The organism is Tahibacter harae (assembly GCF_024437735.1).
GTDB classification, from domain to species: Bacteria; Pseudomonadota; Gammaproteobacteria; order Xanthomonadales; family Rhodanobacteraceae; genus Tahibacter; species Tahibacter harae.
The window spans coordinates 38,944-60,261 of sequence record NZ_JANFQO010000019.1 but is presented as its reverse complement, the minus strand read 5'-3'; the positions used below and the strand labels follow the sequence as shown (position 1 = coordinate 60,261).

Sequence of the window (21,318 nt, the reverse complement as noted above, 5' to 3'; positions counted from 1 at the left end):
GCGGCGCGGCGTCCGCCGCGCTATTGATCTCGATCAAGATAGGCCGCCACAGCCGCTCCTAAGGTTCGCGCATACGTTCCCAGCATGAGATTCCCGCGATGCGCACCTTGCTCTGTCTTGCCCTGCTCGGCGTTGCCTTCAGCGCCCAGGCCGAAAACTGTGTGATCGACCTGAAGGCCGATGACCAGATGAAGTTCGACCAGGCCGAAGTGACGGTCTCGCCCACCTGCAAGACGGTACAGATCAAGCTCGCCCACACCGGCAAGCTGCCGGTGGCGGCCATGGGCCATAACGTGGTGATCGCGGCCACCGGCGATATCCAGGCCGTGGGCATGGACGGCCAGAAGGCCGGCGCCGCGGCGGCCTATGTCGCGGCCGACGACAAGCGCGTGATCGCGCACACGCCGCTGGTCGGCGGCGGCGAATCGACCACGGCCAGCTTCCCGGGCAGCGCGCTCAAGGCCGGCGGCGACTACAGCTTCTTCTGCTCGTTCCCGGGCCACTGGGCCATCATGAAGGGCAAGCTCAGCGTGAAGTGAGCCGGCCGCAGCCACCGATGGCGCCGCCGGCGACGGCGGCGTCTTTCATTCGCAACGCGCCGCGAGGAATTCCATGAGCGCTTCGACGACGGCACGCTACAACGACAAAGTAGTGCGCCAATTCACCTTGATGACCGTGGTCTGGGGCGTGGTCGGCATGGCCGTCGGCGTGCTGATCGCCGCCCAGCTGTACTGGCCCACCCTGGCCGAGGGCATACCCTGGCTGTCCTACGGCCGGCTGCGCCCGCTGCATACCAATGCCGTGATCTTCGCCTTCGGCGGCTGTGCGCTGATGGGTACCAGTTTCTACGTGGTGCAGCGCACCTGCCATGCGCGGTTGTTCTCCGACCGCCTCGCCGCCTTCGTGTTCTGGGGCTGGCAGGCGGTGATCGTGGCCGCCGCGGTCACCCTGCCGCTGGGCCTGAGCCAGGGCAAGGAATACGCCGAGCTGGAATGGCCCATCGACATCCTGATTACCCTGGTCTGGGTGGCCTACGGCGTGGTCTTCTTCGGCACCATCGCGCGCCGCCGCGTGCCGCATATCTACGTGGCGAACTGGTTCTACGCCAGCTTCATCGTTGCCGTCGCGTTGCTGCACATCGTCAACAACCTGGCCATTCCGGTGGGCTGGCTGAAGTCGTATTCGCTCTATACCGGCGCGGTCGATGCGATGGCGCAGTGGTGGTACGGCCATAACGCGGTCGGCTTTTTTCTCACCGCGGGCTTCCTCGGCATGATGTATTACTTCGTGCCCAAGCAGGCCGGGCGGCCGGTATATTCCTACCGGCTTTCCATCGTCCACTTCTGGGCGCTGATCGCGATCTACATGTGGGCCGGCCCGCATCACCTGCAGTACACCGCGCTGCCGGACTGGGCGCAGTCGCTGGGCATGGTGTTCTCGCTGGTGCTGCTGGCGCCGTCCTGGGGCGGCGCGATCAACGGCGTGATGACGCTGTCCGGCGCCTGGCACAAGCTGCGCACCGATCCCATCATCAAATTCCTCATCGTCGCGCTGTCGTTCTACATGATCGCCACCTTCGAGGGGCCGATGATGTCGATAAAGACGGTGAACTCGCTGAGCCACTACACCGACTGGACCGTGGGCCATGTCCACGCCGGCGCGCTGGGCTGGGTGGCGATGATCACGCTCGGTTCGGTCTACGCCATGCTGCCGCGCCTGCTGGGCCTGCAGCAGATGTGGTCGGTGCGGCTGATCGACACGCATTTCTGGGTGCATACGCTGGGCGTGGTGCTCTACATCGCCTCGATGTGGATTGCCGGCGTGATGCAGGGCCTGATGTGGCGCGCGGCGAATGCCGACGGCACCTTGACCTACAGCTTCGTCGAGTCGCTGGCGGCCACCTATCCCTATTACCTGATCCGTCTGATCGGCGGCCTGCTGGTGCTGGCCGGCATGGGCCTGATGGCCTTGAACGTCTGGCGCACCTGGCGCCTGGCCGAACCCGTGCCCGAGACGGCGGTACTGCCGCCGGCCGCCACCGCCCACGCATGAGGACTGCGCCATGAACGAACATGCCCATGCCAAGGTAGAGAAGAACGTCGCCGTCATGGCCGTGCTGATCGCGGTGGCGATCAGCTTCGGCGGACTGGCCGAGATCGTGCCGCTGATGTACCAGGCCGAGACCATACAGCCGCTGCCCGGGGTGAAGCCGTATCCGCCGCTGCAGCTGGCCGGCCGCGATGTGTACATACGCGAAGGCTGCTACAACTGCCATTCGCAGATGATCCGCACCCTGCGTTTCGAGACCGAACGCTACGGCCACTATTCCGTCGCCGGCGAATCGGTCTATGACCGGCCGTTCCAGTGGGGCAGCAAGCGCACCGGGCCGGACCTGGCCCGCGTCGGCGGACGCTATTCCGACGACTGGCACCGCGCCCATCTGCTGGACCCGCGCAGCGTGGTGCCGGAATCCAACATGCCGTCGTATTCCTGGCTTGGCGACAAGCTGGTCGACGGCGCGCTGACCACGCAGAAGATGCAGGCGCTGCGCGCGCTGGGCGATCCCTACAGCGACGAGGAAATCGCCGGCGCCGCGGCCGCGGTCACCGGCAAGACCGAGCTGGACGCCGTGATCGCCTATCTGCAGGGCCTGGGCCGGCACGCGCCCAAGGCGCCGGCGGTGGCGAATGCGGCCAATGTGAAAAATGAAACCAATGATGCGGGAGGCCGGCCATGAGCGCAGGCGTGGTGTCCGGTGCCGTCACCGGCGTGTTGCTGGTGCTGTTCCTGTTCGGCTGGGCCTGGGCCTGGAGCGACCGGCGGCGCAGTGATTTCGAGGCCGCGGCGCGACTGCCGCTGGCCGATGAGGGACAGGAGCGTCGAGCATGAGCAGCGCCTGGTCGTGGTATGTGATTGTCCTCGTCGTGCTCAACCTGGCCGGTTGCGTCTGGCTGCTGCGCTGGACCGGCAAGCGCCGGCCCGGCGATCCCAAGCCGGAAGACACCAGCCACTGGTGGGACGGCGACATCACCGAATACAACAAGCCCATGCCGCGCTGGTGGCTGGGCCTGTTCTACATCACCGTGGTGTTCGCGGTCGGTTATCTGATTTATTACCCCGGCATGGGCGCCTGGGCCGGCACGTCGGCCTGGACCTCCGCGCGCGAACATGATGCGGACAAGGCCGAGGCCGACCAGCGCATCGCCGCCGCCTTCGCGCCGTATGCGGACAAACCGGTCGAGGAACTGGCCAGGGATCCGGTGGCGCTGCGCCACGGCCAGGCCATCTTCGCCAATCACTGCGCGGCCTGCCACGGTGCGGATGCGCGCGGCGCGCGCGGCTTCCCCGATCTCAGCGACGATATCTGGCACTGGGGCGGACAGCCGCAGGACGTGCTGACCTCGGTGATGGACGGCCGCCAGGCCGCCATGCCGCCGCTGGCCGGCGCACTGGGCAGCGCGGCCAAGATCGACCAGACCATCGCCTATGTGCGTTCGCTCTCCGGCCTGCCGGTGGATTCGCAGCAGGCGGCGGCGGGCGCGGCGCATTTCGCCGGCCTGTGCACGGCCTGCCATGGCCCCGAAGGCAAGGGCAATGCGCTGATGGGCGCGCCGGATCTGACCGACAAGTATTGGCTCTACGGCAGCGATCCGGATTCCATCCGCGAAACCCTGGTGCTGGGCCGCAACGGCAACATGCCGGCGCATGCCGCCCTGCTTGGCCCGGCGCGCGCGCGCGTGGTCGCAGCGTGGGTGTACAGCCGTTCGCACGGCGAGGCCAAGCCGCAATGACCGTGCGCGGCTTCCCGCCCGGACATCCCGCGCCGCCGCCGGAGTATTCCCGGCTGCAGCGCTGGGGCGCCGTGCTATGGCCCAGCTTCTTCGCCGCCGGCGTCTGCACCACGGTGCTATTCGCCCTGGTCGATCCGCTGGACTGGGACGGCCTGGTCTGGTTCGGCGCAAGTCTCGGCCGGGAGTGGACGTATACCGTGGGCTTCTTTGCATTCTGGGCGGCGACCGCCAGCTCCAGCTGGTTCACCTGGCTGCTGCTGCGGCCGCCGCTGGCGATCAACCGGAACTCGCCATGAGCCGCCGCATTCCCGTGGTGCTCAAGGACGATGCCGGCGCCTCGCTGTACCAGGCCGAAGGCAAGGTGTATCCGCGCGACGTGCGCGGCCGCTACGACACCCTGCGCCGCGCCGCAGTGTTCCTGCTGCTGGGCATGTACTACGTGTTTCCCTGGCTGCAGTGGAGCGAGCGCCAGGCGGTGCTGTTCGATCTGCCGGCGCGGCGCTTCTACGTGTTCGGCCTGGCGTTCTGGCCGCAGGATTTCGTCTTCCTCGCACTGCTGCTGATTCTCGCCGGCATCTCGCTGTTCTTCTTCACCGCCCTGGCCGGACGGCTGTGGTGCGGCTATGCCTGTCCGCAGACGGTATGGACGGAAGTGTTCCTGTGGGTGGAGCGGTGGACCGAAGGCGACCGCGCCCGGCGCATGAAGCTCGACGCCGGCCCGTGGACGCGCGAAAAGTTCCTGCGCAAGGGCGGCAAGCACATCGCCTGGTTCGTGCTCGCGGCCTGGACCGGCTTCACCTTCGTCGGCTTCTTCACTCCGATCCGCGATTTGGCACTGCGTTTTCCGGCGCTGGACTGGAGCGGCTGGGAAACCTTCTGGGTGGTGTTCTACGGCTTCGCCACCTGGGGCAACGCCGGCATCCTGCGCGAGCAGGTATGCAAGTACATGTGTCCGTATGCGCGCTTCCAGGGCGCCATGTTCGACCGCGACAGCCTCATCATCGCCTACGACCTGCGCCGCGGCGAAGCGCGCGGCGCGCGCCGGCGCGGCCTGGGCAGCGTGGCCGAGCGCGCGCGCGGACTGCTGTCGGTGGAGGCGGCCGAGCGCTGGATCGCGCACGCGCTGGAAAGCGCGCGGGCGCCGGCGCACCAGGCCGAAGTGCGCAATACCACCGGCGCGTTCGACGCTTATCGCGGTTCGCTGAACCTGGCGGAATCTGCGCCGGAGCCGGCCGAACTCGGCGACTGCATCGACTGCACCTGGTGCGTGCAGGTCTGCCCGGTCGGCATCGACATCCGCAACGGCCTGCAATACGAATGCATTGCCTGCGGCGCCTGCATCGACGCCTGCGACCAGGTCATGGACCGCCTGAACTATCCGCGCGGCCTGATCCGCTACACCACGCAGAACGCGCTGGACGGCAGGCCCAGCCGCGTGCTGCGGCCGCGCATCGTGATCTACGGCCTGCTGCTGCTGGTACTGATCGGCGGCTGGGCCTGGGGCGTGACCCATCGCGCGACCCTGGGCGCCGAAGTGCTGCGCGACCGCAATGCGCTGTACCGCGTGTCTGCCGACGGCGGCATCGAGAACGCCTATACGCTCAAGCTCATCAACAAGGACCACCGCGCCCAGGTGTATCTCATCGACGTGGCCGACCGCGCCGGCCCGCAACTGCGCGGCGGCGCCATCCGCGTCGAGGCCGCAGCCGAGAGCGTGCAGAGCCTGGCCTTCACCCTGGTCGCGCCGGCGGCGCAGGCGCGCGGACGGCGCGAGGTGGAACTGCAGATCCGCAGCGCCGACGCGCCGCAAGCCGGCACCCGCGTCAAGACCGCTTTCTTCGGACCTTCGCCATGAATCAGCAAACCACCGTGCGCCCGGCCTGGCGCGAACCCATGGTCTGGCTGGTCGCCGGCCTGCCGGCGCTGGGCGTGATCGCCGGCATCCTCATCGTGGTTGCCGCGGTACGCGCCGGCGGCGCCGATGCGCTGAGCACGCAGGTACGCCGCACCGGCCAGATCCAGCAGGAAAACCTGGCGCCGGACCTGGCCGCCGCGCGCGCCGGCCTGGTCGCGGAGTTGCAGCTGGATGCGGCCGACGGCAGGTTGAGCCTGTCCCTGTCCGGGCGCGATGCGGTCGGCGCCGAGCAATTGCAGCTGCGCCTGATCCACAGCAGCCAGGCGCAGCAGGACCGCGAAATCACCTTGCAGCGCAGCGGCGCGCGCTGGATAGGCCAGACCGCGCCGGCCGGCACCGCGGCCTGGACTCTACGCCTGCAGCCGCCCGACGGCAGCTGGCGCCTGGGCGGCCGCCTGCCCGCCGGCGCCGGCGCGGCGCAGTTGCAGGCGCTGTGGCAGCCGTGAACGCCAACGGCGCGGGCGCCTGCTTCCACTGCGGCCAGGCCCTGCCGGCGCAGGCGCCGCAGGTGCTCATCGACGGTGCGATGCAGTCTGTCTGCTGCGCCGGCTGCGCCACCGCGGCGCAGTGGATACGCGATGCGGGACTTGTGCAGTATTACCGTTTGCGCCAGGGCGCCGCCGCGCGGCTGGAGGCCGACGCCGGCGACTACGCCGAATGGCTGCATCCGGACATCCTCGCCGCCCATGCCCAGGCCGTCACCGGCGGGCTGGAGATGACCGTGCTGGTGCGCGAGCTGCGCTGCGCCGCCTGCGCCTGGCTGATCGACCAGGCCCTGACACGGATGGACGCGAGCGTGCAGGTGCGCGCCAATGCCGCCACCGGCCGGGTCCGCCTGCGCTGGGATCCGCAGCGCATCGAACTGCCGCAGCTGCTGCGGCAGATGGCCGTGCTGGGCTTTGCGCCCGCGCTGGCCGGTTCGCCCGCGCAGCAGCGCGCCGAGCAGCAGCTGCGCCGGCGCGAGCTGCTGCGCCTGGGCGTGGCGGGACTGGGCGCGATGCAGGCGATGATGTTCGCCGAAGCGCTATACCTGGACAGCGCCGGACAGATGGCGCCGGCGACGCGGGATTTCCTGCGCTGGACTGCGCTGCTGGTGTCCACGCCGGTGGTGTTCTTCGCCGGCTGGCCGTTCATCGCCGGGCTGCTGCGCGATTTGCGCCAGCGTGTGGCCAGCATGGACCTGCTGGCCGGCGGCGCCATCCTTCTGGCGTATTTCGCCAGTGCGGTGGAGACCGTGCGTGGCGGCACCCATGTCTGGTTCGACGCGGCGGTGATGTTCGTATTCCTGCTGCTGGCCGCGCGCCAGCTGGAAACCTGGGCGCGGCGCCGCGCCCGTGCGCGTACCGACGCACTGGCGCATACCTTGCCGGCCTTCGCCTGCCGCGAACGCGGCGACGGCAGCGTGGAGCGCGTGCCGCTGGCCCGGCTGCGCGCCGGCGATGGGGTGCGCGTCGCCGCCGGCGAGGCGCTGCCGGCCGACGGCGTACTGCTGGATGCGCCGGCGGCGCTGGACGAATCCCTGCTCAGCGGCGAATCGCTGCCGCTGCTGCGCCAGCCCGGCGCGCCGGTACTGGCCGGCAGCAGCAGCGAAGCACCGCTGCGCCTGCGCGTGAGCGCGGCCGGCGCGGCCACGCAGCTGGCCGGCCTGGTGCGCCTGGTGGATCAGGCCCAGGCCCTGCGCCCGCGTCTGGCGCGCCGCGCCGATCGCGTCGCGGCCTGGTTCATCAGTGTATTGCTGCTCGCGGCGCTGGCTGCATTCGCGCTGTGGTGGCCGCAGGATCCGGCGCGCGCGTTCGAGATCTTCCTCGCCGTACTGGTGGTCAGCTGCCCCTGCGCGCTGTCGCTGGCGATACCGGCGGCGCTGGCCGCGGCCCAGGACAGCCTGGCCCGCATCGGCGTACTGGTGCTGCGTGCCGATGCGCTGGAAAACCTGGCCAGGGTCGACACGGTGCTGCTGGACAAGACCGGCACGCTGACCTTGCAGAAAACGCAATTGGAACACGTGGAAATCTTTGCCGGCTGCGACCGCGCCCGCGCGCTGGAGCTGGCCGCGGCGCTGCAGGCCGGTTCGGCGCATCCGCTGGCCAGCGCCTTCGGTGCGGCGGCCAACCAGTCGCTGGAACTCAGCGAGTGGCAGCAGGTCGCCGGCCAGGGCCTGCAGGCGCGCGTGGCCGGCCTGCATTACCGGCTGGGCCGCGGCGATTTCGCCGCCGGCGGCCGCGACGACGGCGGTGTCTGGCTGGGCGACGGTCAGCGCCCGCTGGCGCGCTTCGGCATCCGCCAGCAGCTGCGCGCCGATGCGCCCGCGCTGGCCGCCGCGTTGCGCGCCCAGGGTGTGCAGCTGGAACTGGCCAGCGGCGATGCGCCGGCGGCGGTGCAGGAAATCGCCCGCGTGCTGGACATACGCCAGGCCCGTGCGCGCCAGTCGCCGCAGGACAAGCTGGTGCGGGCGCGCGAGCTGCAACAGCAGGGCCATGTCGTCGCCATGCTCGGCGACGGCGTCAACGATGCGCCGGTGCTGGCCGGCGCCAATGTCTCCTTCGCCTTTGCCGGCGGCGCCGTGACCACGCACCGCGCCGCCGATCTGCTGCTCACCGGCGACAGCCTGCTGCGCGTGCCCCAGGCCGTCGCCATCGCCCGGCGTACGCGCCGCATCGTGCGGCAGAACCTCGCCTGGGCGCTGGCCTACAACGCGCTGGCGCTGCCGTTCGCGGCGCTGGGCTGGATCTCGCCGGGGCTGGCGGCGCTGGGCATGTGCGCTTCCTCGCTGCTGGTCGTGCTCAATGCGCTGCGTCTGCGCAAGGTGGCCCCATGACGATACTGCTGCTGCTGGTTCCGCTCAGCGTGCTCCTGCTCGGCAGCGCCGTCGCCGCCTTCGCCTGGGCCGTGCGCGGCGGACAGTTCGACGACCTGGACAGCGCACCGCTGCAGATACTCGTCGACGACGAGGCGCCTGGCCGCGATGCCGATTGACTGGCTCGCTCTGGGCGCCGCGCTGATCAGCGGCCTTGCCGGCAGCGTGCACTGCGTGGCCATGTGCGGCGGTGTCGCGACAGGACTGGGTTCGCTGGCCGGGCAGGGGCGTCCCGGCTTCGGCGCCGCGCTGCGCATCAACGGCGGCCGCATCCTCGGCTATGGGCTGGCCGGCGTCGCGGTCGGCAGTGTCGGCCACGGCCTGCTGATGGTGGCGCCGCAGCTGGGACTGGCGCTGCGCGTGGCACTGGGCGCAGCGCTGGTGCTGATCGCCCTGCGCCTGCTCGACAGCGGCCGGCGCCTGGCTGCGCTGCACAAATCCGGCGCCGCGCTGTGGCAATGGCTGGCGCCGCTGCGCCGGCGCCTGCTGCCGGCGAACACCGCCGCGCGCCAGCTGGGCCTGGGCATGCTGTGGGGCTGGATGCCCTGCGGCCTGAGTTCCGCCGTGCTGTTCGCGGCCTGGCTGCAGGCCGATGTGCTGCAGTCCGCGCTGCTGATGCTGGCCTTCGGCCTGGGCACGCTGCCGGCCATGCTGCCGCTGAGCTACAGCGGCCTGCGCCTGGGCGGCCTGTTCGCCCGTCCCGGACTGCGCCGCGCCGGCGGCGTGCTGGTGCTGCTGTCGGGCGTGCTGACCATGGCCGCGCCCTGGCTGATGCATTCGCCGCTGTTGCAGCCGTTGCTGGCCGGGCTGGGCTGCCACTGACGCCGGCGGAGCGTCCAGCGCGGCGACGAAAATTACACAAGATAACGTTGCCGGGGTTTGCCGGATCAGTTCGTCCTGCCGTGCACCGCCTCGGCCAGCCGGCGCGCCGACAGCAGCCGCACCTGACGGCCGCGCACGGCGATCAGGCCATCGTCCTGCAGCTTGGTGAAGCTGCGGCTGACGGTTTCTATGACCAGGCCGAGATAGCTGCCGATGTCCTCGCGCGTCATCGGCAGGGAGAATTCGGCGCCGTCGCGGCCCAAGCCCTCGAAGCGCTGCGACAGGCTGTGCAGGAACAGCATCACGCGGTCGCCGGCCTGGCGCCGGCTCATCATTTCCAGATGATCCTGGTCGCGGCCCATGCTGAAGCCGATCACGCGCAGCAGCTGGCGCTGCAGGCCGGGCACTTCGGCGGCGACCCGCTGCAGATCCTCCAGCGGCACTTCGCAGACCTGCGCGGTTTCCAGTGCGATCGCGTCGCAGCGGTGCTGGCCGGTGCCCAGCGCATCCAGGCCCATGAGTTCGCCCGGAAGATGGAAGCCCATCACCTGTTCTTCGCCGTCCTCGTTGCCGGCGACGGTCTTGAACGCGCCTTCGCGCGCGACGTACAGGCGATTCATCGCGCTGCCGGTATGGAACAGGCGTTCGTTGCGGGCGACGGGCTTGCGCCGCTTGACCAGGCGGTCGATGCGGTCGACATCGTCGGCGCCGATGCCGACGGGAAGACAGAGCTGGCGCAGCGAACACTGCGCGCAACTGCGGCGCAGGCTGCCCAGGTCGATGACGGGCGCGGGTTCCATCCGGCGAGCTTAGTGGCTGCCTGCGGTGCGGTCATCCACGACCAAAGCCCGGCGCGGCACGATGTCGCAGTTGCCGGCGGCGTGCCGGTTCCGCGCTGCCGCTTTCGTGCCTGGCGGCAGTGCGCAGGCGTTGCCGCGCCTGCGCGACGAAGATCCGGCCGCGTCCGGCGGTATGTTGCTGTCGATGGCGATGCCGCTGCGCGCGCCGCGTTCTGTTCGCTGCGGCAGTGCTTCAGATTGCGCGCGACAGCGGCACGGCGGCTGCCGCTGCGGGAGCGGTGTGGTTGTCGAAGCACAATGCGATCACACGCAGCAGGAAGCGGCCTGCGGGCGTCACCGTGATCTGGCCAGGCGACAGCGTGACCAGCCCCTGCTGTGCCAGCGGCGCGAGCTGGCGCAGCGTGCCGGCGAAGCGGCTGCGGAAATCCAGGCGATGGCGCGCCTCGAATGCGGCGATGTCGAGCCGGGCGTGGCACATGATCTGCTGGATTGCGTCGGCGCGGATCAGGTCGTCCGGGCTCATGTTCAGTCCGCGCGCCACCGGCAGCCGGCCCGCCTCCAGCGCCGCGTAGTACGCCGACAGCTCGCGTTCGTTCTGGCTGTAGCTGGCGCCGATATGGGAGATCGAACTCATGCCCAGGCCGATCAGGTCGCAGGCCGCATGCGTGGAATAGCCCTGGAAATTGCGTTGCAGCTGGCCGCGCTGCTGCGCCTTGACCAGCGCATCGTCGGCGCGGGCGAAATGATCCAGGCCGATATGTTCGTAGCCGGCCGCGCCGAGCAGGCGCACGGCGGCGCCGAGCAGGGCGATGCGCAGCGCGGTGTCGGGCAGATCCTCGGTGCGGATGCGGCGCTGCGCGCGGAAACGCTGCGGCAGATGGGCGTAGCCGTAGATGGCAATGCGGTCCGGCGCCAGTGCGATCACGTCGCGCAGGGTCTGCTCGAAACCTTCCAGGGTCTGCCGCGGCAGGCCGTAGATCAGGTCCACGCTGACCGACTGCATGCCGCAGGCGCGGGCGGTGTCGATCACGCGGCGGGTCTGCTCCAGGCTTTGCAGACGGTTTACTGCGGCCTGCACGGCCGGGTTGAAATCCTGCACGCCGACGGAGATGCGGTTGAAGCCGAGATCGGCCAGGGTTTCCACATAGACCGCGTCGCAGCTGCGCGGGTCCAGTTCCATGCCGGCTTCCACGTCCGCGCCGGGCTGCAGGCGGAAGTGCTGCTGCAGATGCTGCATCAGCCGCGCCAGCAGCGGCGGCGCCAGCACATTGGGCGTGCCGCCGCCGAAGTGCAGCTGCAGTACGCGGCGGTCGCGGTCGAACAGCGGCGCGGTCAGTTCAATCTCGCGCTGCAGGTAGTCCAGGTAAAGCTCGCTGCGCGCCGGATCGCGGCTGATGATGCGCGTGCAGCCGCAGTAGAAGCACGGCGAAAGGCAGAAAGGCACATGTACATACAGCGACAGCGGCCGCGGAATGGGATCGGCATTGCTGTCGCGCGCGGCGGCGAGGTAGTGGCCGGGACCGAACTCGGGCGTGAACGCGGTGGCCGGCGGATACGAGGTATAGCGCGGGCCGGGACGGTCGTGGCGGGCAAGCAGTTCGGCGTCGAAGGCCGTGGCGGATTGCGGTTTCATGCGCCCACGATGCGCCAGCCGCAGCGCAGCCGCCTTGATCCGGATCAACAAGACGGAATTGGTGATTCGGGATTCGCGGGAGCGGCGGCGGGGCTGCTTTTGCCGATCCCGAATTTCCAATCACGAATCTCGCGCAAACGTTCCCACCGCCGCGCGCACCGTATTGCGATTGAGCCGCGCCAGTATGCGTGCGTCCTGGTAGCCGCCGGCGACGACGAAGACGAGGGGGATGCGCAGTTCCCGGGCCATGCCGAATACGCTGCGGTCGCGGCGGAACAGCTGGTGGGTGCTCAGGCCGGCGCGGCCCTTGCGGTCGTCGCGGTGGCAGTCGACGCCGGCCTGGTAGACGAGCAGGTCCGGCCGCAGCCCGGCCAGCAGGCTGCGGATCTGCTCCAGCGCGGCGGCGTAGACGGCGTAGCCGTCGCGGCGCACATCGACCGGGAAGGCCCAGGCGCGCGGTCCGCCGACATAGCCGTAGCGGGTGCCGAACACCGAGGCGTTGTACAGATTGGGCAGGCGCGTGCAGAAATCCTCGGTGCCGTCGCCGCCGTGTTCGTCGCAGTCGATGACGAAGACCTTCTTCTGCGGCAGGTGATGGGCGAGCAGGGCCAGACCGTTGAGCGCGCAGAAGCCGCCGCCGCGGGCCCACCATGCGTGGTGAAAGCCGCGTGCGACATTCATCGCGATGCCATGGGCGAAGGCGTGCTGCGCGGCTTCCAGCTGGCCGCCGAGCATGGCCAGCGTGGCGTCGCGCAGGGCCGGCGTCCAGGCCACGCCCTGGCTGGAAGCCAGCGGTTCGCGGCCGTGCAGGAAGGCGTCCAGGTAGTCCTCGCTATGCAGGCCGCGCAGGGCGGACAGCGCGATCGGCTGCGGCGCGTGCATTTCCACCTGCGGACAGGCGGCCAGGCTGTCGGCCAGCGCCCGCAGCCGCGCCAGCATGAACGGCTGCGGCGGCGCGTATTCGCTGCGGTAGTAAATGCGCAGACGGCGCATCTCAGGCGCCCTGCGCGGCGCGGCGGGCGAAATCGGCCAGCTGCTGCATGGTCGTGGTCGTCGGCGAGAACAGGCTGGCGCGCAGCTGCGCTTCAAGCTGGCGGGTGAAGGCGCGCTGGCGGAATTCCGGCGCCACCGCCAGCGTGGTCAGGCGCAGGAAGCGCACCTCCTGCAATGCCTGCAGCGGCACGATCAGGCCGTAGGGACCGGCGCGGCCCTGCACCTCGCCGGCATAGCGCAGCGCGCACAGGCCGCCGGCGGGGATGCGCACCCCGCAGATGCGGATGGGGGCGATGACGATGGCCGACAGTGCTTCGCCGAGCCCGATTTTCTCCAGCAGGCGCGGCGCGCCGTCCGCATCGACGAGGATGTTGACCGCCGCGCCGCGGCGCACGCGCGCATGGGCCAGTTCCAGGAAATATTCCTCGGCCTGGGAACAGCTGCCCACTTCGGGCTTTTCCGCCATGCCGGCCACGTCCGGCGCGGGCGGGCCGTCGCCGTGCAGGATCTGGCTGAACAGGTCCAGGAACAGGCGGCTTTCCTCGCGCTGCAGCTGCCCGGCTATGCGCGCCAGCGCCTGGCCCAGGCCGGCCAGTTCCGCAGCGACGGGGTCGCTCTGTTCCTGCGGACTGGCCCGCAGCAGCGCGCGCCAGCCGCGCGCCTCGCCGCGGTCGAGCAGTTGCTGCGCCAGGACTTCGGTCTGGGCCAGGGGCCAGTGGCGGAACAGGCGCAGGTCGCGGCTGTCCAGCGGATCGCGCGGCAGGTTGATGTAGGTGGCGAGGTGGCGGCTGGCCTGGGTGAAACCGCAGCCGCGGCGCTCGGTGCAGTGGCTGAAGTGCTCGTCCAGCATTTCCGCCAGCTGCCGGCACAGCGGCAGGCCGGCGTCGCGGAAGGCTTCGGTGATCTCGTGGCCCATGCGATGGCAGTGTACCCGGCGTCCGCCGCGGCGGCGCGGCGCAGACGCGCCGGCCGCGGCGGGCATTTCAGAATGGGCCCGCGCGGCCTTGCCGCGCGGACCGGGTCCGCTTCGGCGCCGCGCGATGGCGGGCATCGCGGCCGTGCTGCGCCGGGCCGGCGCACCGGCCCAGGCATTGCCGCACTTTCAGGAACGGGGCGCGATCGCGCTCAGGAGAAATCGACCGATTTTTCAAACGTTCGCAGTTCGTGGCGGGCCATGGCCAGGTTGGCCTTGGCGCGGTCCAACACGACGTAGAGGAACAGGCGCTGGTTGGATTCCAGCGGACGCAGCAGGTGGTACTGGCGGCCCAGGGTGATCAGGATGTCTTCGATGGTGTCGTTGAGCTTGAGGCTGTTGGCGACCTTGCGCTTGGCGCGGATCACTTCGGTGTTGCCCGCCGCGGCGAGATCGAGATTGATGCCGGAGCCTTCGCCCGCCAGCAACATGCCGCTGTCGCCGTCGACCAGGGCCGCGGCCTGGTAGCCGTCGATGGCGCGCAGGGGTTCAAGATTGATTTTTGCCATGGCTGGAATCCTCGATGCGGAAAGATGCGGATGCGACGGCCCGGCGGTCCCGCTGTGCAGCGTCCGGCCGGAATGGCGTGCACGCTGCCGCCGGCGCAGCGCCTGGGGCGCCGGCCGCTTGCTGGAGTGACGGGGAGTTCGCGACCTCAGAGTAGTCAGTACGCCAGGGCCTGTGCATCGGGGAATCCCTGAGGCCGGTAGTTGTTTCAACTTCCGCCGTTCTCGTCGAGCACTTCGCCGCGGCACCAGCCGGCGGCGGCGTTGTTCAGGTTGCGCGCACTATCCAGGCCCAGCTTGCGCTTGATGCTCTCGCGGTGGGTTTCCACCGTCTTCACGCTGACGCCCAGTTCCGCCGCCAGTTCGCTGCTGCCGAAGCCGCGGCCTATGCCGGTGAAGATCTGGTATTCGCGGCTGCTCAGCCCCAGCGGCGGAATCTGCAGCGAACGGCGCACCGGGCAGCTGCGGCAGCGCGTGCTGTCCGCCGCCGCCGTGCGCTGCGGGCAGTGGGCGACGGTGTCGATCAGGGGCAGGTAGTCGTTGCGCCGGCCGGCGTAGCTGATGAAGCCGCAGAGGCTGCCGGTGTCGGCGTCGGGCACGCCGATATGCCAGTTGCGCCCCAGCACCAGCATGCGCGCCGGTTCCCGTGCGATGCGCTGTTGCAATGGCCGGGCGAATTCCAGGCCGGCCAGCACCAGGTCGGGCCGGTGGCGCTGCACTGCCTTTTCGGCGGCATCCAGGCTGTGCGCCACCGCCGCCACGTGCAGGTTGCGGCGCGTGCTCAGCACCACGGTCAGCCCTATGGCCACCAGTTCGCTGTCCACGGCGATGACGATGACAGCGTCGTCGGCGAACAGCGCGGGCTTCATGTGGCGCCCAGCCGGAGGCGGTGGGCACGGGCGCGGGATCGGGCTGGCATCGGGACTACGGTGCTCGATGGTGGCCGCCGCAGCATACCGTTTTGGACGCGCCGCGCCAGCCGGTTTTGCCGCAATTGCGACTTTGTGGCTTTTGCCGGCGAAAAGGCGTGTGCAGACGGACGAACGGGCGCCGGCCACCGCGGCCGTTGCCGCAGAACTGCGCGCTCAGGGTGTCCGCCGGCGTGCCAGGAAGCCGCCGCCCAGCACCAGCAGGAACACGCCGTAGCCGACCAGGCTGGCCAGCACCTGCTTCCAGATCGCGCCGGCGCCGGGATCGGCGTGGTGGAAGCTCCAGTAGCCGCCGATGCCGGAGCCCGCCAGTGCCAGCAGCAGTACGGCGGCATCGGCCAGGCGCCGGCCCAGGCCCAGCGGCGGCTTGCGCGTGCGCCAGAACACGATGCCCAGTACCAGGTACCAGGGCAACAGCAGGATCAGGCCGAGATTGACCGCGACAGTGGAGTTCATCGCGCCGCCTCAGCCCAGCACGCCGTGCGGCTGCACGAAGCCGGTGGCGATGCCGAGCAGCACCAGCAGGATCAGCGCGATGGACAGGGCGATGCGCCGGGTCAGTGCCTTGACCATGCGGCCGCTGTTGCCCTTGTCGGTCATCATGAAATACAGGCCGGCGCCAAGGTTATAGACGATGACGGCGAGGAAGCTCAGGGCGATCAGGGTTTTCATGAGTGAAAGGCTCTGGGAGGTTCGGTCTTTGTTCGGAAGGGATTGGTGATTCGGGATTTGCGAGAGCCGGCATTCGCCGGTGCCGGGGGTTCCTAGTCCCGGATCTCCAATCCCGGATCCCGCGCCAGCAGCGCACGCGCCAGCGCACCGAGCCGGCGCAGCGCAGGCAGCACCTCGGCGCCTTCATGGCCGCAGTTGACGCGCAGGCCGTCGCTGAAGCGGTGATCGGGGGAGAAGATCTGCCCCGGCGCTACGCCGATGCCGTGGCGCAGGGCGGCCCGGTGCAGGGCCATCGCGTCCAGGCCGGCGGGCAGGGCGATCCAGAGGAAGTAGCCGCCGCGCGGCCGGCTCAGGCGCGTACCGGCCGGGAAGGTGGCCTCCACCGCCTGTATCGCCGCGGCCATGCGCGCCATCAGGGTGGCGCGCAGGCGGCGCAGGTGGCGGTCGTAGCCGCCTTCTTCGAGGTAGTTCAGCAGCGCCGTCTGTGCCGCGACCGACACCGCCATGGTCGTCATCAGCAGCTGGCGCTGGATGCGCTGGGCATGCCGGCCCGCGGCGATCCAGCCGACCCGGTAGCCCGGCGCCAGGCATTTGGAGAAAGAGGAACAGTGCAGCACCAGGCCCTGTTCGTCGTAGGACTTGGCCGGGCGCGGGCGCTGGCTGCCGAAATACAGCTCGGCATAGACATCGTCCTCGATCAGCGGCACCTGGTGGCGCGCCAGCAGCTGTACCAGGGCGCGCTTGCGCGCCTCGGGCATCAGGCTGCCCAGCGGGTTCTGGAAGGTCGGCATCAGCCAGCAGGCGGCGACGCGGCGGCGGGTCAGGGCCTGTTCCAGGGCGTCGAGGTCGATGCCTTGTTCCGGATCGGTGCGGATCTCCAGCGCCTTGAGCTTGAGCCGTTCTATCGCCTGCAGCGCAGCGTAGAAGGCCGGCGACTCGATCACGACCGTGTCGCCGGGCTGGGTCACCGCCTGCAACGCGGCGTTGAGGCCTTCCAGCGCGCCGTTGGTGACGATGATCTCGTCAGGCTGCAGGCGTATGCCGTCGATGCGGTAGCGCAGGGCGATCTGCTCGCGCAGGCGTGGATTGCCCGGGGAAAGGTTGTCCACGATGCTGGCCGGATCCAGCCGGCGCAGGCCCTGCGCCGCGGCCTTGGCCAGCTTCTGCAGCGGAAACAGTTCCGGCCCCGGAAAGGCCGAGCCCAGCGGCGCGATGCCGGGCGAGCGCGCCGCGCGCAGCACGTCGAACACCAGTTCGCTGACGGCGACCTCGTTGGCCTCGCCGCCGGGCGCGGTCACGGCCAGTTCGCCCGTGCGCGCCGACAGCGGCGCCGACACGTAGAAGCCCGACTGCGGCCGCGCATGCACCAGGCCCTCGCGCTCCAGCCGCTGATAGGCCTGGAATACGGTGGAGGCGCTGACGCCGCGGCGTGCGCGCGCCTCGCGCACCGAGGGCAGGCGGTCGCCGGGGGCGAGCTGGCCGGTGCGGATCAGGGCGGCGATTTCCTCGGCGTACTGTTCGTAGAGGGTCATGCGCGATACCTGCGGCGCGGCGGGGCGGTGGCGTGCATCAGTGCAGCTCGATGCCGCCCCAGGCGTCGACATCGTCGGCGGTGACCGGCCGCTGCGGCGCGCCCCAGCGCTGGCGCAGCGCGTTCACCAGGCTGGCCACCTGCTGCGCCGACAGCTGCTGCGCAAACGGGGGCATGGTGTAGGGCTGCGCATGCCGGGCGGTGACCGGCGCGGCGGCGCCGAACTGGATCAGCTTGATCAGGTTGGCCGGATCGGGGCCGGTGATGGCGCTGGAGTCGGCCAGGGCGGGAAAGCGGGTGTCCTTTCCTTTGCCGTCGGCACCGTGGCAGTCGGCGCAGTGTTCGTTGTAGAGGCGATCGCCGGTGGCGATGTCGTCGGCTGGCGCGGCCACGCGCTGGTTGGCATCGGCCCGGCGCGAGGGTGCCGGCGGCGGCAGGGTGCGCAGGTAGGTCTCGATCGCCGCGGCATCGGTGGCTTGCAGATGTTGCAGGTTGGCGCCGATCACGTCGGCCATGCGGCCGTAGGCGCCGCGGCCGTTCACCACCTCGCCGCCGAGATAGCGGGCCAGGTCGCCCGCGGCGAAATGGGCCAGGCTGCGCTGGTCCAGGGCCGGCGCATACCAGCCGGTGACGCGGCCGCCGCCCAGGGCCGGGCCGGCCGCCAGCGAGGCGAAGGTGCCGCGGCTGCCGTGACAGGCGGCGCAGTGGCCTATGCCGTCGACCAGGGCCTGGCCGCGGGCGAGTTCCGGCGTGGCCAGCTGCGGCAGCGGTGCGGGGCGGTAGTAGAGCAGGCGCCAGGCAGTCATGGCGCCGGGCAGATTGGCCGGGAATTCCAGCTGGTCGGCCGGCGGCGTCCGCGCCGCCGGCGCCAGCGTGGCCAGGTAGGCAAACAGGGCTTCGATGTCGGCATCGTCCACCTGGGCGAAGCTGGCGTAGGGGAAGACCGGCGACTGCACGCCGTTGCGGCTGACGCCGTGGTGCATGGCGTGGCGGAACTCGGCGTTGGACCAGGCGCCTATGCCGTGCTGCGTATCCGGCGTGAGATTGCTGCTGTAGACGCGGCCGTAGGGTGTGTCGAAGGCCAGCCCGCCGGCATAGGCCTGGCCGCCCGGCGCGGTGTGGCAGCCGGCGCAGTTGCCCAGCCTGGCCAGATAGTCGCCGCGGGCGATCACGGCCGCATCGGCCGACGGTTTGCGCGGCGCGCCCTGCGGCACGCGGAACGGTTCCATACCACCCTGGCGGCCCAGCAGCAGCAACAGCCAGCCGGCCAGGATCAGCAGCAGCGGCGCCAGCACGATGGCGCTGAAAACGAAACGGCGGCCCAGCTTCATGGCTGCACCTCCCGCGACGGCATGCCGCCGCAGGCCTGCGGCGGCACGAAGCTGCCGGCCGCGGCCGGGCGGTGCGGCTCGTCGCTGTCCTGCTGCGCCAGCCAAGCCGCGACCGCGCGGATATCGCGCGGATCCAGCGTGCGCGCGATCTGCGCCATGCAGTCGGGCTGTTCGGCCTTGCGCACGCCGCTGATCCAGCCGCCGAACTGGGCCACGATGTATTCCTCGGGCAGGCCGACCAGGGCCGGAATGCCTGGCTCCAGTCCGGCCAGATTGTCGCCGTGACAGGCCGCACAGGCCGGTACGCCCTGGGCGGCGTCGCCCTCGCGCACCAGTTGCAGTGCCCGCTGCGTGGTCGCGGCGGGCAGCACCGCGGCCGGCGCGCCTGGCGCGCGCGTGCGCGGCGGCATCGCGGCGAAATGGGCGGCGATCTGTTCGAGGTACGCATCGTCCATGTTGCGCAGCAGCCAGCGCATCTGTGCATACGGCCGGCTGCCGTCGCGGAAGGCGCGCAGTTGCTTGAACAGGTAGCGGGCCGGCTTGCCGGCCAGGTGCGGGTAGTACTCGGACCCGGCCATGCCTTCGCCGGACTTGCCGTGGCAGGCGGCACAGGCCGCCAGGCGCTCGCCGAGGCCGTCCGGCGACTGGGCCGCGGCGGGGACCGCGGCAGCGGCACCGGCCAGGAGCAGCAACAGATAGGGGAGAATTCTCATGCTGCGCATGGTGACCGGATCAGTTGATCCGGAACAGCGGCAGTTTTGTTGGAGTTCGACCGGATCAGTTTGGGCTCGACCGGTCGGCGCCGGGTCGCAGCAAGGGGCTACCCGCAAAACGCACCGCCCGCTCAAAGCCCCCTGCCGACCACCACGCCTTGCCTCCCTCGCAGCACCTCCCGGGCCCCGTCGCCGCCAACCCGGCGGCGACGTTTCCCCAGATCCCCGCGCTCAGTTCTCCTGACTGCAAGCCTCCGCCGCCCCTGCATCATCCCCGCAGCTGACGCTGCGCCGCAGCGGGTTGGCGTCGCCGTAGTTGGAAAGCACGCCGCCGACGTTGTCGTTCACGTAGCGCACCGCCTCGAACGCGATCACCGGCAGGCCGCGCAGCGCCGGGCCGCGCAGGCCGGCGGGCAGCACGTTGCGCAGGTTGCTGTCGAACACCGTGGCCAGCTCCAGCTGCACATGGCCCGCCTGCATGTCGGGCAGCACTTTCGTGCCCAGCTGCGAGCCCAGCAGCGGCGTGGTGCCATTGGCGGCGAGATCGGAGAAGTACACCACGTTGGTGCTCAGACACAGCGCGTATTGCGGCAGCGCGCCGGGCGGCGCGAAGAACTCGGCATCGCTGATGAATTCCACGCTGCGGCCTTCGCGGTCGTAGCCGCGCGGCATGAACGTGGTGCAGGAGGATTGCGGCGTGGGTTCGTTGTAGTAGCCGTCGAACGGCGCGAGCTGGGCCAGGCTCTCCGTCGCCGGCAGATCCATGGCGTGCAGGTAGCGCGTCGGCGTGGTGACTACCCACTCGCTGTGGCTGCCCAGGCTGGTTTCGCGGCTGATGTCGCCATAGAGGTTTTCCGTCATCAGCAGCGCCGAAAGCGCATTGACGCCGCTGGCCAGCGGCCTGGAGTTCGTGGCGGCATAGGTCAGCGTGAGCAGGCGGCCGTCGACGGGGACCAGCGCATCGGCTTCCGGCTGCGTCGCGCCGTCGCGGCTGTGGCCGTGAGCTAGCCAGAACGGCGGAGCGCCGTCGCTGAACAGGATCTGGGGAGTGAAGTCCGCGACCGCCGTCGCCGCGCCGCCGAACAAGGTGCCGTCGGCCACGTCGATCACGGCGAAATTGCCGTAGATGCCGCCGGCCGGTGCCGCCAGGCCCGGCGTGGTGGCGCCGATACTGCGCAAGGCCGTGCATTGCGGCGGATGCTGGCCGACCACGGCCGCGGCCAGCGTGCCTTCGAGTTCCGCCCGCTCGATCACTTCCACATGGCCTTCGCGCGTGCGCGCATCCGTGGCCGGGCCGCCGTCGCCACGGTTGGCGCCGGTATAGTTGGATTTGTAGAACGCTTTCTCGTAGCCGCCGCCGGGCAGGCTGGTCCATTCCGATTTCAGCGGCACGGTGCAGCTTTCGTCGCGCGTGAGCAGGCGCGCCGGCCCGCTCGCATCGGCGCCGTAGACGGTGCCCAGCCAGCTGTCGCGCGGCGCGAGGATGACATTGAATTGCAGCACTTCCCGGCTGTTGTAGCCCTCGCGGAACGTGACCTGCAGATGTTTGACCTTGTCGGTGGGATTGACCAGGCTCAGCACCGTGGTCTGGCCCGCATTCGCCGTGTAGTACGGGAACAGCAGCACCTGGCCGCTGCCGTCGGGATTGACGTACATGGCCTGGGCAGAGACGCCGGCCGCAGCGAGCAGGCAGGCGCTGAGATAGCGGTGGAGTCGGTTCATGGCAATTCCGCTTTGTAGTGACGACTAGCTGAAGACGGAATGGCTGTGTCATTCCCCCAATCGGACTCGGCACGCAGTGCGTGGATTCCCGTTGCAGAAATTGCGTGATTGCGGACCGCGGCGGATTTTTCCG

At 70.0% G+C, this 21,318-nt stretch carries 23 protein-coding genes; 11 read left to right on the top strand and 12 right to left on the bottom strand.

The window, feature by feature from the left end; all coding sequences use genetic code 11:
* The first annotated feature begins 98 nt into the window (after positions 1 to 98).
* From azu to NM961_RS18155, 11 genes are all read left to right on the top strand, one after another.
* Positions 99 to 539: an azurin gene (gene azu, locus NM961_RS18205; RefSeq protein ID WP_255915838.1), complete on the top strand. Its 441-nt coding sequence runs from the start codon at positions 99 to 101 to the stop codon at positions 537 to 539.
* Between the two features lie 73 nt (positions 540 to 612).
* A complete protein-coding gene (gene ccoN, locus NM961_RS18200; protein ID WP_255915837.1) occupies positions 613 to 2,052 on the top strand; it encodes a cytochrome-c oxidase, cbb3-type subunit I in 1,440 nt (479 codons plus the stop codon).
* Between the two features lie 10 nt (positions 2,053 to 2,062).
* On the top strand, positions 2,063 to 2,737 hold the full coding sequence (ccoO, locus tag NM961_RS18195) for a cytochrome-c oxidase, cbb3-type subunit II (protein WP_255915836.1): 675 nt from the start codon (positions 2,063 to 2,065) through the stop codon (positions 2,735 to 2,737).
* Complete coding sequence (locus tag NM961_RS18190) at positions 2,734 to 2,889, top strand: cbb3-type cytochrome oxidase subunit 3 (protein WP_255915835.1); 156 nt, start codon at positions 2,734 to 2,736, stop codon at positions 2,887 to 2,889. Before ccoO ends, NM961_RS18190 begins: the two co-directional genes overlap by 4 nt.
* Entirely contained in the window at positions 2,886 to 3,791 is a 906-nt protein-coding gene (gene ccoP / locus NM961_RS18185) for a cytochrome-c oxidase, cbb3-type subunit III (protein ID WP_255915834.1), read from the top strand. The genes NM961_RS18190 and ccoP overlap by 4 nt, the downstream gene beginning before the upstream one ends.
* Positions 3,788 to 4,087 (top strand): hypothetical protein, encoded by a 300-nt coding sequence (locus NM961_RS18180; protein WP_255915833.1) that lies wholly within the window; start codon positions 3,788 to 3,790, stop codon positions 4,085 to 4,087. The genes ccoP and NM961_RS18180 overlap by 4 nt, the downstream gene beginning before the upstream one ends.
* The gene (locus NM961_RS18175; RefSeq protein WP_255915832.1) at positions 4,084 to 5,646 is read left to right on the top strand and encodes a 4Fe-4S dicluster domain-containing protein; all 1,563 of its coding nucleotides are present in this window, start codon (positions 4,084 to 4,086) and stop codon (positions 5,644 to 5,646) included. The genes NM961_RS18180 and NM961_RS18175 overlap by 4 nt, the downstream gene beginning before the upstream one ends.
* The gene (locus tag NM961_RS18170; protein ID WP_255915831.1) at positions 5,643 to 6,152 is read left to right on the top strand and encodes a FixH family protein; all 510 of its coding nucleotides are present in this window, start codon (positions 5,643 to 5,645) and stop codon (positions 6,150 to 6,152) included. The genes NM961_RS18175 and NM961_RS18170 overlap by 4 nt, the downstream gene beginning before the upstream one ends.
* Positions 6,149 to 8,521 carry a heavy metal translocating P-type ATPase gene (locus NM961_RS18165; protein ID WP_255915830.1) on the top strand — a complete coding sequence of 791 codons (2,373 nt, stop codon included), beginning with the start codon at positions 6,149 to 6,151 and terminating at the stop codon, positions 8,519 to 8,521. The genes NM961_RS18170 and NM961_RS18165 overlap by 4 nt, the downstream gene beginning before the upstream one ends.
* Positions 8,518 to 8,679: a cbb3-type cytochrome oxidase assembly protein CcoS gene (gene ccoS, locus NM961_RS18160; protein ID WP_255915829.1), complete on the top strand. Its 162-nt coding sequence runs from the start codon at positions 8,518 to 8,520 to the stop codon at positions 8,677 to 8,679. The genes NM961_RS18165 and ccoS overlap by 4 nt, the downstream gene beginning before the upstream one ends.
* Positions 8,669 to 9,382, top strand: coding sequence for a sulfite exporter TauE/SafE family protein (locus NM961_RS18155; RefSeq protein ID WP_255915828.1), 714 nt, complete (start codon positions 8,669 to 8,671; stop codon positions 9,380 to 9,382). The genes ccoS and NM961_RS18155 overlap by 11 nt, the downstream gene beginning before the upstream one ends.
* 65 nt (positions 9,383 to 9,447) lie before the next feature.
* On the opposite strand, the gene NM961_RS18150 is transcribed toward NM961_RS18155, so the two are convergent.
* The 12 genes from NM961_RS18150 to NM961_RS18095 all read right to left on the bottom strand — a co-directional run bounded on the left by NM961_RS18150 (position 9,448) and on the right by NM961_RS18095 (position 21,185).
* Entirely contained in the window at positions 9,448 to 10,182 is a 735-nt protein-coding gene (locus tag NM961_RS18150; RefSeq protein WP_255915827.1) for a helix-turn-helix domain-containing protein, read from the bottom strand.
* 232 nt (positions 10,183 to 10,414) lie between these two features.
* A complete protein-coding gene (gene hemN, locus NM961_RS18145) occupies positions 10,415 to 11,815 on the bottom strand; it encodes an oxygen-independent coproporphyrinogen III oxidase (RefSeq protein WP_255915826.1) in 1,401 nt (466 codons plus the stop codon).
* A 120-nt stretch (positions 11,816 to 11,935) separates the two neighbouring features.
* The gene (locus NM961_RS18140; protein WP_255915825.1) at positions 11,936 to 12,808 is read right to left on the bottom strand and encodes an arginase family protein; all 873 of its coding nucleotides are present in this window, start codon (positions 12,806 to 12,808) and stop codon (positions 11,936 to 11,938) included.
* A 1-nt stretch (position 12,809) separates the two neighbouring features.
* The gene (locus NM961_RS18135; protein WP_255915824.1) at positions 12,810 to 13,724 is read right to left on the bottom strand and encodes a hypothetical protein; all 915 of its coding nucleotides are present in this window, start codon (positions 13,722 to 13,724) and stop codon (positions 12,810 to 12,812) included.
* 209 nt (positions 13,725 to 13,933) lie between these two features.
* Positions 13,934 to 14,290 carry a roadblock/LC7 domain-containing protein gene (locus NM961_RS18130; protein WP_255915823.1) on the bottom strand — a complete coding sequence of 119 codons (357 nt, stop codon included), beginning with the start codon at positions 14,288 to 14,290 and terminating at the stop codon, positions 13,934 to 13,936.
* A gap of 206 nt (positions 14,291 to 14,496) precedes the next feature.
* Positions 14,497 to 15,156, bottom strand: coding sequence for a response regulator transcription factor (locus NM961_RS18125; protein ID WP_255915822.1), 660 nt, complete (start codon positions 15,154 to 15,156; stop codon positions 14,497 to 14,499).
* A gap of 216 nt (positions 15,157 to 15,372) precedes the next feature.
* The gene (locus NM961_RS18120; protein ID WP_255915821.1) at positions 15,373 to 15,672 is read right to left on the bottom strand and encodes a hypothetical protein; all 300 of its coding nucleotides are present in this window, start codon (positions 15,670 to 15,672) and stop codon (positions 15,373 to 15,375) included.
* A gap of 9 nt (positions 15,673 to 15,681) precedes the next feature.
* Positions 15,682 to 15,888: a twin transmembrane helix small protein gene (locus NM961_RS18115; protein WP_255915820.1), complete on the bottom strand. Its 207-nt coding sequence runs from the start codon at positions 15,886 to 15,888 to the stop codon at positions 15,682 to 15,684.
* A 92-nt stretch (positions 15,889 to 15,980) separates the two neighbouring features.
* Positions 15,981 to 17,420, bottom strand: a complete 1,440-nt coding sequence (locus NM961_RS18110; protein WP_255915819.1) for an aminotransferase-like domain-containing protein — start codon at positions 17,418 to 17,420, stop codon at positions 15,981 to 15,983.
* A gap of 37 nt (positions 17,421 to 17,457) precedes the next feature.
* Entirely contained in the window at positions 17,458 to 18,750 is a 1,293-nt protein-coding gene (locus NM961_RS18105) for a c-type cytochrome (protein WP_255915818.1), read from the bottom strand.
* Positions 18,747 to 19,463 carry a c-type cytochrome gene (locus NM961_RS18100; RefSeq protein WP_255915817.1) on the bottom strand — a complete coding sequence of 239 codons (717 nt, stop codon included), beginning with the start codon at positions 19,461 to 19,463 and terminating at the stop codon, positions 18,747 to 18,749. Before NM961_RS18100 ends, NM961_RS18105 begins: the two co-directional genes overlap by 4 nt.
* Positions 19,464 to 19,694: 231 nt before the next feature.
* Positions 19,695 to 21,185 (bottom strand): hypothetical protein, encoded by a 1,491-nt coding sequence (locus NM961_RS18095; protein ID WP_255915816.1) that lies wholly within the window; start codon positions 21,183 to 21,185, stop codon positions 19,695 to 19,697.
* Positions 21,186 to 21,318 lie beyond the last annotated feature (133 nt).